This is a genomic window from Salinimicrobium profundisediminis (assembly GCF_026241755.1).
In the GTDB taxonomy this organism is placed as follows: Bacteria; Bacteroidota; Bacteroidia; order Flavobacteriales; family Flavobacteriaceae; genus Salinimicrobium; species Salinimicrobium profundisediminis.
In genome coordinates, this window is the sequence record NZ_JAPJDA010000021.1 from 1 (window position 1) to 12,270 (window position 12,270).

Sequence of the window (12,270 nt, forward strand, 5' to 3'; positions counted from 1 at the left end):
GCCATAGTGACAGTTGTAGACAATGAACTACCAACTCTTAGCCTCCAAAATATAACCCGTAAACTTACCAGTATAGATGGGCTAACGGTTCCTGCGACAGAATTTATTTCTACAGTAAACGATAATTGTAGCTATACTATCACACCAGCTAATTTTACCTTCGATTGTACAGATGTTGGATCTCAACAAGTGTCCATCACAGCAAAAGATGGTGCAGGGAATGAGGTTACCAAAAATGCCCAAATTACAATTGAAAACCCCGATGCTCTTGTAGAGCCCAGTGAGGGTAATACGGTAGTTTCTTCACCGGGAAATTACACGGTAGTTGATAGTAATCTACTAATTCACCTGTCTGACAATGTCGATGGTGCAACTGTTTCTATCAATGAAAACTTCCATACAGGTGATGAGTTGAGGTTGGCTACTGGTTTTACTTTGCCTTCAGGGGTGACCAGCAACTATAGTGCTTCAACCGGAGTTCTTACCCTTTCGGGAACTATGACTTCCCAGGAACTACAGAGCATTTTTCAGAATATCCAGTTTCGCACCAGTAGTAGCAACGTTCTTGAAAGGGAAGTAGTTTTTAACATTGGAGGAGGAGTATCTAATTCCGATAATGATCATTATTACGAATATGTAAGTGGTGCTTTCACCTGGGAACAGGCCAGGGCAGATGCCGCAACAAAAACCTTAAATGGTTTGCAGGGATATCTTGCCACTGTTACCTCAGCTTCAGAAAATGAATTCATTACGACCAAACTATCCGATGATGGCTGGCTGGGAGGTTCTGATAGTTATACACAAATTAATTCAGCTTTAGGAAGTTCACTTTACGCAAATCAAACAGAGGCTGAAGCAAAAAACTCCAGACAACTCAGCACTATGCAAAAATTTTAGATAGAAAAATCAGTGATGACATGGCTGCTTTGAAAGAAAGGTTAGATTCCTCTTTGGACGCAATAAGTTTGAAATAGGGATTTCACTAATATTAAGCATCGAAAAAAAGTTTAGCTAAAACATGCATTTTCCCTAAGTGAAAATAACGTAAAAAAACAGATGCTGATTTTCAGATATAACAATTAATATTTTAGGAAGTTCTTCATCTGTATTTTAATTGTGAGAGTCAAATCCACTAGAACTTTAAAATAATATAAAACCAAAGCAAATTTATTATCAATTACTATCTGGCATTCAAATTTCAATTTTCAGTAGAAGAACTCAGCAGTTTTCTCCAGCAAATTCAAAAACGAGGATTCGAGAAAATACATAAAGGTAAACCAGATGGCCTTCTGAATTACGAAAGGAACCAGAAGATTGGATCAGGAAATACCAGGAATGGCTTTACTCAAAAGAAGGTTCGCAGTTCTTATGGGGAAGATATTATAAAAGTTCGCCAGGACGAGTACGGATCCTTTAATCCCGTGATCGGTCCCAAACGTCAGAACACATTATTGACGGTATCAAAAATGTCAATGAATCGCTGTACGCCAAAGGAATGACCAATGGTGATATCCAGAAGTAAATTTCTGAGATTTATGGATGTAATATCTCTACATCTACCATTTCCCGAATTATAGAACGGATCAGTAATGATATTGTTGTCTGGCAAACCGCACTTTAGTGCCTATTTATTTGATCATCTGGATGGCCGGAATCATTAATTAAGTGGGAGAGAACTCCAAAATAATCAATAAGACAGTAAATGGCTGTCGCCCTTAAAAGAGATAGTCAAAAGAGAATTGTCCTTCCCAACGGATGATGCTGTAATGAAATAGGTATTATGGCTCTACGCAAAGCAACCAAAAAGGGCCAGTACCAATAAGAAACTGGGTAATCGTCCTCAATCAGTTTTTGATTAGATACGAAGGAAGGGTTTAGCTTTAAATGAAAGTCACCCCCCTTTACTTAGAATTTACACACATTACGGATCGTGTTTTTTTCTTTTAACTCTTGTATTTCATCTCAAAACCTGGTGCATAAATGAACTCTTTGACTTTATTGGGCTCCAACTTTGGATTTGCTCCTTTTTCTCCTGCAACCAAGGCGCCTACCGCACAGGCATAATCCAATGCAACTTGCACAGCTTCACCTTCAAAAAGCTTAGCGAGGAGACTTGCTAAAAAGGAATCACCAGCACCAACAGTGTCTTCTACCTTTATTTTGAATCCGCTGTTGTAGTAAAGCTTCTCATCTTTTAATAAAACTGCTCCATGTCTGCCTTTTGTAACACAAATAGTTTTGGCAGCAGATCTTTCGGCTATAAACCTGAGGTTTTGCTCTAAGGAGTGGTAGGGGGAGCCAAGGATTTCTGCTATTTCAAATAATTCGTCATCATTAAACTTAATAAAATCGGCTTTATTGATGAGATAACATAAAAGTTCTCTTGTATAGTGTGGAGGCCTAAGATTAAAATCCAAGACCTTATATTTTGCTGTTGGGAGCAACTCAAACAGGCTGTTTCTGCTTACCTCATCCCGGCATACCAAGCTTCCGAAAATAAATATATCGGCCTCCTCTACGGCCTGTTGATTCTCCCGCTTTACCTGGATCTTATCCCAGGCGGCCGGATAGGCGATTTCATAGGTGGCCGATCCGCTTTTGGAAAGGCGCACATTCACCACTCCGGTCGGGTACTGAGGATCTCTGAGGACATTGGTAGTATCCACTCCTTGCTCTTCCAAAAATGTGATTATTTGTTCCCCTTTTTTATCGGTTCCTACTCTACTTATCATCCGGGTATTTACCCCCAGGCTGCTCAACCTTGCCGCAACATTTAATGGAGCGCCGCCAATTCTCTCCTCATCGGGAAAGACATCGTATAGTATTTCACCGAAACAGACTGCTCTAATTTTTGTCATATTTAAGCTTGTTAATTCTAATTTTTCAACTCTATTTATTCACTATAGGTTGGATGTAAAGCGATTGTATAAATTCTGCTTCAGAATCAGAGTGTATTTGAAGGTCCCCAAACGGGGTATTAGGAAATATTAAAAAAGTAATAACACGCTCTCCTCCATTTACGAAAATCTCCACTGAAGATTTATCTACCCAAATTTCTAATTCTAATTCATTGCTCTCCGGTAATACGTATGGAATGAATAAATTGTTATTATTCAGATTGTTAAAACTATAACCAGCATCATTTCTGTTTATTACAAATTCTGATGTAGTTTTATCATACTGCAATGATACTCCACTCGTTTCATTTCCCCAGAAGAGCTCTATAGATTTGTCTTTGGACAAATCTAGTGTTGTATTGATTTGAAAAGTCCCGGTTTTTAGAACTGGATCATTTTTAATATCTACACCGTTAGTAGTATATTCAACACTATTAGAAGCTAAAACTGAGCTCATCTCTTCAGCAGGTTTACTTAGAAGCAGATCACCGTTATTAGATAATTCAAGCGTTCTGGGCAAGGTCATGGCACTTCTCCAAGCTGTTGTAGGTACATTTTGTGCGTAAGCCCAATTGCTCATCCATCCAATAAATAAATTTCTCCCATTCGGTTCATTACTCCAGGTCACGCCAGCATAATTATCGGTACCGTAATCTAGCCATTTAGTTTCTGTCTGACTTGTCTCAAAAGTTTCCCCATCAAAAGAACCAAGAAAATATTGAGTTCCTGAACCTCCATTAGGTGCTCCTGGATTAATGCTAACCAGCAGTGCCCATCGCTCTTCTCCATTTTCATTTCGAACAGTAAAAAGATCCGGACATTCCCAAACTCCTCCATGCGCCCCATGACCATGACCAAAACTTTGAAGATACTCCCACTCCTTAAGATTCGGGGAGGAATAAAAAATGATTTCCTGTCCTGCGGCGACCACCATTATCCATTGTTGCTTTTCTTCGTGCCAGATTACTTTTGGATCTCTAAAATCGGTTTTATCCTCATTGGTTAAAACAGGATTCCCCTCATACTTTTGCCAGCTACGCCCCTTATCATTGCTATATGCCAGACTCTGATATTGTTCATTAGTCTCTGGATTATGATGTGTAAATATTGCTGCCAATACATCTTCATCTCCCGTTTTGAATCCGGCAGTGTTGTGAGTATCAACAATCGCACTGCCGGAAAATATGTTTCCCAAATCATCAGGATACAGAGCCACCGGAAGCTCCTCCCAGTTTACCAGATCCTCACTCACTGCATGCCCCCAATGCATTGGCCCCCAAACATTGTCATCTGGATTGTATTGAAAAAACAAATGATATTCACCTTTGTAGTACACCATTCCATTTGGATCATTCATCCAATTCTTTTCCGGCGTGAAGTGGTAGGCAGGTCTAAAATTATTATCTCCCACTTTAATCACTGAAGGCTCATTTTCTTCATCTTCCTTAGTACAGCCCAAAATGATTAATGAAAGCACAATAAGTAAATATTTATTTTTACTGAACATATCCTTCTTTTGATTTATTGCACTTTTAAATAATCCAGCGCATTTTTAGTAATAGCTTCGATATTTTCCTGAAAGTTATTTTTCCCATTATTTTGGTTCCACTCGAAGGATCCAATCCCAATTCCTATTGCGGTACCATTAAATTCGTCATTTGGTAAGGTTTCAAAAATTCCCATCATAAAATAATCTGCAATACCATCCCAGGTGCCAAGTATATTTATTTGATTTTCTTCACTTATGGTTGTATAGGCAGCTTCATCAGCATTCCCATAGCCATAATAAGCCGGAAGATCTACAAATACATAATTATGATCTTCTTTCCACCCAGGGCCAATAAGTGGGATTATTTTGCGACCATCAACATTGTTGGCATTCAGTCCTTCAAAGATGGGATGTGAACTTTTATCGTGAGCCCGCCCAATATTGACATTAACCCCCCAGGTATCCGGATTGTCAAATCCTCCCCCGGCACCTATAGCTGTTCCGAAATTGGGGGTCATACGACCGATGGTCCAGAGATACTGCACTGCATGGGTATTCAAGAGTAGAGCACCTCCTTTTCTATGGAATTCTGCAATAGCAGAAACAACTTTCTCACTCGTGGCTTCTGCGGGAAGTGCTGGATTATTGCTGTCATTATCATAATGCCACCAAAGCACCCTAAACTCACTCAGGTCAAGCCCTTCTTCAATATCTGAAAATTGAACATATTCAGCATCAGGATAATTTTCAAAAAGCCAGTTTGCAGAAGCAATCACGTCATCATCGCTGATAGACCCAACATTTGGTGCAGTCCCCAAATAGCCAATTTTAGTTGCTCCCACAGTGAAGTTTAAGTATTTTGAAGGTGATGGATTGCCTTCTTCATCCATGGCGTTAATTTGAAATTTATAAGTGCTGTAAGTCTCATTATTAAAAGTATAGGAAGTGGCATCTGCCGGGAGGCTTATTTCTTCCGAATCAACTCTTAATCGAATACCTGATATGGTTTCCTCAGGCAAGGTCCAACTTAAGTTTATATTTGTTCCTTCCTGGACTCCTCTGAAGTTGGTTACAGCCTGAGGTCCTTCCCGATGCAGGATCACTGTTTCTCCTAAAGAGTAATTTCCTTGGTCATCCTGAAGCTTGACGGTGAAGAAGTAATCTGTATTAACATCTATGATTCCGTATTTAAATATATGGACGGGAGCATTAATGTTTTCAATCCCTTTGTTGTGATTAATTCTTGTTGTAAGGTTACCTTCGTAGGAAGGATTATCCCACCTAACAACGGCAGTATCCCCCACCAGTTCTACCTGTAGGTTGTCGACTGAAGATATTACCGGCGCTGCTACAGGTTCGATATCGCGGTCATAGGAACATGAAATAAAAGTCCCCAGAAAAACAACTATTAAGACAATATCTTTTAAATTATTAAAGTTGATCATAATTATAATGTTTTAGTAGCCTGTATTTTGTACATATACATCCTGACTGAAGTTTATCTGAGCCTGTGGAATGGGTAAATATTCTTCCCGACCTTCATCAAATGAAGCGCCCTCGTAATAGGTGATTTCCTCGGCTTCTTCATCGTAATATTTGTTAAGAGTTTCTCCTGCAATACCCCATCTTACAAGATCAAAGAAGCGATTTCCCTCCATTGCAAGTTCTAACCTGCGTTCCCAGCGCAATGCCTCACGGGCTACATCTTGGGTCCAGTTGATGTTTTCGCCGTCTATATAAGGACTTACCCCAGCATTATTGGCGTAAGCCGATATTAAGGTAGTACTTTGATCTGCCCTTTCCCGTACTTCATTTATTAAAGGAAGCGCTTCATTGTGTCGTCCAAATTCGATTAAAGCCTCTGCTCGCATCAACAACACGTCTGCATAACGAATCTCGATTCTATTTTTCGAGTTTCCATAGAAAGGATCTATGTTAACGAGATACTCCGAATCTGCAGTCACATTCTCCTTTAAAGAAGCAGTATATCCGTAGGTACTTGGGGATCTTACCCAATTTTCCTGATAGATATCCTCTTCATCATATTTCCAGGGCAGACCAGGAATTGCTACAGTATGATATAACCGGGGATCTACACTATAATTTTCCAGATTATTGAAATCAATATTTGATTCGTTGTAATTTGTAAATAGAGGTAAGCCTTCTTCGTTAACTTTATACGCATTTACCAGGTTTTGACTTGGTTTATGGAAGTCACAACATCCAATTCCCTGAGGGGTTGCCAATACATCTGAAAAATTCAACCTTCCGTGTAGTGTCCCATCATTGTCTGAAAATTGGATTGAAAATACTGCTTCCGGCCCGTTTTCAAAACTCCCGGGCAGAAAATTATAAGCAAAATCCTCTTCAAGTTGATGTTTCCCAATTACGTGAGCTGTTGCATCTAAAACTTGCTGTAATCTTTCGGGGTTAACATTGACGACATTGTGATTCTCATCTTGTTGGTAAGCCTGATAGAGCCGTGTTTTCGCCAGGTATGCATATGCTGCTGTTTCATCTGCTCTTCCGACTTCAGGTTGTGAAAGGGGGAGATTTTCGGCTGCTGCTTCGAAGTCACTCGCAATAGCGTTCCATAGTTCATCATTACTTAAAGCACGATTCGAAATATTCCCATACTCCTCCACAGGAATATCTTCTGTTACGTATGGAACATATTTGTACATGATCTTCAACATGAAATAAAAGTGTCCTCTCAAAAATCTCATTTCTGCGATTCTGGTTTCCTTCTTAGGAAAATCAGCTTCGTCGATTTGGTTCAAGGCAGCCAATGCTTTGTTTACTCTTGAAATAGCAATAAAACTGTTGTACCAGAAAGCATCCAGTTCACCAAAATCGGGTCTTATATTCTCTGATACTTCAAAGAAGTGAAAAACCTGGATGTCATTTGTGCCACTCCCTCCTTTGTAAGCATCATCAGAGCGGACATTTCCATAGGGCCAAAGACTAAAGGGAATGTCATAGTGATCATTACCCAATGCTGCATAAGCTGCTGTCACAAATCCATCAACGTTTTCAGGAGTTGCCAATTGTTCTTCAGATAGTACCGCATAAGGATCTTCCTCCAGAAAATCTGAACATGCAGCGGAAATAGTTAAAAGAACTATGCCGAGTAAATATTTTATTTTGTTCATAATAAAGAGTTTAATGTTTTTAGAGAGATAGGTTCAATCCAAGAGTTACTGTAAGTGGTTGGGGATAACCCCATCCTGCATTTTCAGGATCTACTCCAGTAAAATCTGAAGAAGTTATCATTAGGAGGTTCTGACCGCTTACATAGAACCTAGCATTCGTGAAATTCATCCTTTCCAGAACCGCTTCCGATAGGCTATAACCCACCTGAAGGTTTCTCAATTTCAAGTATCGTCCATTCTCCACATAATAGGTAGAAAACCGAGATTCTGCGTTTCTGTCGATTGTTGTTAGAGCTGGTATGGTTGAGTTTATATTTTCGGGAGACCAGGCGTCAAGAAGTCGGGCTCCCTTATTGGACCCAACGTCATCAACGCTCCAAAAATCTGTTTGGAATTTGCGACTATTAATTACATCAACATTTCCAACTCCTTGCCAGAAAGAGGTAAAATCAAAATTTTTATATCCCAGTGTGATGTTAAAGCCATAACTAAAATCTGGATGTGGTATTCCAATCCATGTGCGGTCATCATCGGTAATAATTCCGTCCCCATCTAAATCTTTGTAGCGGAGTCTACCAAGGCCTTTCCCTTCTTGTTCAGCAGCATTCATTACCTCTTCTTCGGTCGTGAACAGACCGTCTGTAACATACCCATACATAGAATTAATCGGTCTCCCAAGAATATTGTCCTCACCTCCATCACCACCATAGCTGTTCTGCACCTCTTCTGGCAGATAAGTTATTTCATTTCGGTTAGTGGAAATATTGGCTGAAATCTCATAGCTGAAATCTCCTTCAGTTTCATCGCGGTAAGTTAGTGCGAATTCCCAACCTTCATTCTCCATGGAAGCCCCGTTTACCCATCTGTTTCCTCCTTCACCTATTGTTCCCAGGTATGGAGGTAATACCAGAATATCTTCAGTTTCCTTAAAGTAATAGTCAAGATTTCCAAATAATTTATATCCGAAAAATCCAAAATCAAGCCCGATATTAGTTTGAGTAGTAGTTTCCCATTTCAGGTCATCATTTCCAATCTGTATTCCTCTAAACCCTGAAGGCAATAAACCTGATCCACTTCCAGAGAGATCGTACGCTGTTCCATATGAGGTTCCCCAGGTAGGATCACCTCCAGCATAATCCGATACATATAAAGAATAGATAGCGTTGTTATCAATTTCCTGATTTCCAGTTTGCCCCCATCCAAGCCGTAGTTTTAGATCGGAAAAAAATGAATAATTATTGTGTATAAAATTTTCCTCACTTATACGCCATCCAGCAGAAAAGGCCGGAAAAGTTCCAAAGCGATTATTTTCTCCAAATCTTGATGAGCCATCTCGTCGTATGGTAGCTGAGAATAAATATTTCCGATCGAAAGTGTAGTCCAGTTTCCCAAAGAAAGAGAGCAGGCTGTAAGAAGTAGCAGAACCTCCATTATAGGCTTCACCACTTCCTGCATCAGGATACATATAATCCGGTGTTTCAAGAACAAAACCTTCCCTCCTTAGATTAATGTTCTTATAGTCATCTCTAAACATTTCTGTACCAGCGAGCAAACTTAATTCGTGATTCTGAATTTTTACCTCGTAAGTAGCTGTGTTAGTCCAGGTCCATTTCAAACTTCTCCAGTCCTCAATATTTACTGCTGTTTCATTGTTTTGCAGATAACCTGATTTATAACTTCTTTGAAGAGAACGGCGATAAAAATTACTGTAGTCAATTCCAAGATTTGTCCTTAAATGAAGATTTTCAATAAGCTCCAGGTCAGCGTAAGCATTTCCAAACACCCGATGATATTCATATCCATTGTCTTTATTGTACTCAAGTAAACGTACAGGATTTTGCCTGTCGTTCATTCCACCAACGGGTCCACCCCAACCTTCTCCATCTACCGTGCGAACAGGAATAATAGGAGATGCTTTTAATGCCAGGTCTAGAACACCAGGATTTTGAACTTCATGAGTTTTATTGAAGGTAAAGTTTTCCCCTATTTCCAGCCTATCTTTAAACAATTTATAGCTACTGTTCATCCTTGCCGAAATCCTGTTAAATTCTGTGGTCTTTACGATGCCTTCATTCTCATAATATCCAAGAGAAAAAAGATAATTCCCCTTTTCTGTTCCATTCGAAACTGACAAATCATAAGATTGGGCAAAACCTGTTTGAGAGATCTCATCAAACCAGTCTGTATCTGCAGAATATAAAGTTTGTTCATCATCCAGATATTCCGGAACTATAATATTGTTGAGAACAGCTTCGCCAATATCATTGTAGCCCCAATCGAACTGGTATCGCAAATTGTTAGAATTAGGATCAATTCCGTCATTTATTTGTGCCTGCCAAAGGACTCTCCCATATTGTTCTGCATTGAGCACTTCCTGTCTATTGGCATAAGTAGAGGCCGATACATAAGAATTAAGATTAATCTGCATTCTTCCTTCTCTTCCTTTTTTAGTTGTAACTATAATTACCCCATTAGAAGCTCTTGATCCATATATACTGGCAGAAGAAGCATCTTTTAATACTTGAATTGACTCAATGTCATTTGGGTTCAATTCATGCATTCCAGCCTTGGTTGGTACTCCATCAATAACATATAGAGGATCTGTATTATTTAGAGTCCCAACTCCACGAATCACAACCTGAGTATTAGAGCCACTTGGAGAACCATCTGAAGTAATTTGAACCCCAGGAAGCCGTCCCTGTAAAGCTCTAACCGGATTAGGTTCCGGTTGTTTATTGATTTCCTCCATGTCTACCACCGAAATGGCTCCGGTAATATCAGTCCTTCTTTGAGATGTATAGCCCGTTACCACCACATCATCCAACTGTTGAGCATCCATGGTAAGAGATACATTAATTTCTGTTTGATTATTTACAGCTATTCTTTCAGTTCTAAAACCTAAATAACTATATAACAATGTGGCTTGAGGATCAACATTTGTAATGGTATAATTTCCGTCAAAATCTGTTACTACACCTTCATTTGTCCCTTCTACCTGAATGGAAACTCCCGGTAGAGGCATTTGATCATCTTCGGAAATTACGGTTCCCGATATTTCTATTCCCTGCGCCCACATAGAAATGGGTAGGAGAAATAATATTAAGAATTTACTATTCATAGGAGTTGTATTAATTGAAATTTAGTTGATTGATCTGAAAATTTTCTATTGTAAAATTCTGCTCTCCATCCGCAGTAATTGTTTGGAAAAGTTCATTGGGAAAGAAAATTTCGGTCATTACTGTCTTTCCATTATCATAAAAGATCTCAATTGAAGTTTTATCCAGAACTATTTTAACGTTCAGAGATTCCGCATTGGATAATCTTGGTGCAGTCGAGACCTCCTTACCAAAGACATCCTTAAATTCGGTTAGACCTGAATTCCCCCTGTTTAGAAAAAATTCTTTTTCTATTCCAGAGTATCCAAAAATTAATTGATCTCCTTCACTATTCCCAAGCGTGAATTCATACCGTTGCTCCTGAAGGTTGGAAATATCAAAACTTAGAACAGCTTTTGATAGATTTATATCTTCACCCGCAAGTATGGTACTATCCTGAACTACTATTTCTTTTTGGTCAACACCTGTAGAATAATATTGCTTCAGTTCTTGTACCGGAGAAGAAAGGATTCTATAGGTACTTCCTTCCTTATTTAATTTTAGAGTCCTGGGAATGGTCATAGAGCTACGCCATTGCTCGGTAGGAACTTCATTAGCATATTCCCAGTTAGACATCCAACCAATAAATAAACGACGGCCATCAGATTCCGGAATATTTGACCAGGTAACCCCAGCGTAGTTATCTTTCCCGAAATCTATCCAATAGTCATGTTCTTCCCCAATCTCTGCAATAGATTCATGCGGAGTGAAAGTTGTTCCATCAAAATCTCCAATAAAATATTGTGTTGCCGAACCTCCATTAGGCCCGCCTGGATTTATACTAACAAGTAGTACCCATTTCTCTTCACCTGTCTCTTCCACTGTCATTTTAAATAGATCAGGACACTCCCAAACACCTCCATGCCCCCCAAGGTTTTGTCCGAAATCGCTTTCGTGTTCCCACTCAAGAAGATTCAGTGAGGAGTAAAAACTAATATGGTCTTGAACAGCTAATGACATAATCCATTTTTGCTCTTCTTCAAACCATTCTACTTTGGGATCTCTAAAATCCCTAATGCCTGGATTTCCAAGCACTGGATTCTGATCATATTTGATCCAGGTTTTTCCTTTGTCTAGACTATATGCTATACCTTGAGTCTGGAAATCATCTCTTCCTGCATCGGCGGCTTCAGCATCATGATAAGTAAAAATTGCTATAACCGGGGGAATGTCCCCTTCACCAAGACCTGAAGTGTTGTTATGGTCAACAACTGCACTTCCTGAGAAAATTGTTCCATGTTTATCCGGTTCAAGAGCAATGGGCTGTTCTTCCCAGGTAATAAGATCGGTACTTGTGGCATGACCCCAGTGCATAGCCCCCCAGACATTATCATCGGGATTATGCTGAAAAAATAAATGATATGTTCCATCTAAATAGAACATTCCGTTGGGATCATTCATCCATCCTGAATCCGGTGTAAAATGAAAAATTGGTCTGTATGCGACTTCTTCTTCACTTTGTGCCGGTGCCACTTCTTCTTGTGTGGCTGCTCCTTCTTTACCTTTATCCTGGCAAGAAGACAAACCAATACTCGCGAGGACAGAAATTTGTAATATTAGGATATACTTTTTCATAT

Annotated in this window: 8 protein-coding genes; 2 read left to right on the plus strand and 6 right to left on the minus strand. The window is 39.4% G+C overall.

Going from position 1 to position 12,270, the window contains the following annotated elements:
- Positions 1-897: C-type lectin-like domain-containing protein (locus OQ279_RS12925; protein WP_503167758.1), on the plus strand; the 897-nt coding region annotated here is incomplete at its 5' end.
- A 287-nt stretch (positions 898-1,184) separates the two neighbouring features.
- Positions 1,185-1,499: a transposase gene (locus OQ279_RS17960; protein WP_370866530.1), complete on the plus strand. Its 315-nt coding sequence runs from the start codon at positions 1,185-1,187 to the stop codon at positions 1,497-1,499.
- Between the two features lie 444 nt (positions 1,500-1,943).
- Here OQ279_RS17960 and OQ279_RS12930 read toward each other — a convergent pair whose 3' ends face one another.
- The 6 genes from OQ279_RS12930 to OQ279_RS12955 are packed head-to-tail and all read right to left on the minus strand — an operon-like array spanning position 1,944 to position 12,268.
- Positions 1,944-2,858, minus strand: coding sequence for a carbohydrate kinase family protein (locus OQ279_RS12930; RefSeq protein WP_266070366.1), 915 nt, complete (start codon positions 2,856-2,858; stop codon positions 1,944-1,946).
- A 31-nt stretch (positions 2,859-2,889) separates the two neighbouring features.
- Complete coding sequence (locus OQ279_RS12935) at positions 2,890-4,404, minus strand: glycoside hydrolase family 32 protein (protein WP_266070367.1); 1,515 nt, start codon at positions 4,402-4,404, stop codon at positions 2,890-2,892.
- 14 nt (positions 4,405-4,418) lie between these two features.
- Positions 4,419-5,831, minus strand: a complete 1,413-nt coding sequence (locus OQ279_RS12940; protein WP_266070368.1) for a DUF4960 domain-containing protein — start codon at positions 5,829-5,831, stop codon at positions 4,419-4,421.
- 12 nt (positions 5,832-5,843) lie between these two features.
- Complete coding sequence (locus tag OQ279_RS12945; RefSeq protein ID WP_266070369.1) at positions 5,844-7,538, minus strand: RagB/SusD family nutrient uptake outer membrane protein; 1,695 nt, start codon at positions 7,536-7,538, stop codon at positions 5,844-5,846.
- 19 nt (positions 7,539-7,557) lie between these two features.
- Positions 7,558-10,656 carry a SusC/RagA family TonB-linked outer membrane protein gene (locus OQ279_RS12950; RefSeq protein WP_266070370.1) on the minus strand — a complete coding sequence of 1,033 codons (3,099 nt, stop codon included), beginning with the start codon at positions 10,654-10,656 and terminating at the stop codon, positions 7,558-7,560.
- A gap of 10 nt (positions 10,657-10,666) precedes the next feature.
- Positions 10,667-12,268 (minus strand): glycoside hydrolase family 32 protein, encoded by a 1,602-nt coding sequence (locus OQ279_RS12955; protein ID WP_266070371.1) that lies wholly within the window; start codon positions 12,266-12,268, stop codon positions 10,667-10,669.
- Positions 12,269-12,270 lie beyond the last annotated feature (2 nt).

What these genes read in the sequence shown, in the direction of transcription:
- OQ279_RS12945 (WP_266070369.1), bottom strand. Translation starts at nt 7,538, where the DNA reads ATGAACAAAATAAAATATTTACTCGGCATAGTTCTTTTAACTATTTCC.
- OQ279_RS12950 (WP_266070370.1), bottom strand. Translation starts at nt 10,656, where the DNA reads ATGAATAGTAAATTCTTAATATTATTTCTCCTACCCATTTCTATGTGG.
- OQ279_RS12935 (WP_266070367.1), bottom strand. Translation starts at nt 4,404, where the DNA reads ATGTTCAGTAAAAATAAATATTTACTTATTGTGCTTTCATTAATCATT.
- OQ279_RS12930 (WP_266070366.1), bottom strand. Translation starts at nt 2,858, where the DNA reads ATGACAAAAATTAGAGCAGTCTGTTTCGGTGAAATACTATACGATGTC.
- OQ279_RS12940 (WP_266070368.1), bottom strand. Translation starts at nt 5,831, where the DNA reads ATGATCAACTTTAATAATTTAAAAGATATTGTCTTAATAGTTGTTTTT.
- OQ279_RS12955 (WP_266070371.1), bottom strand. Translation starts at nt 12,268, where the DNA reads ATGAAAAAGTATATCCTAATATTACAAATTTCTGTCCTCGCGAGTATT.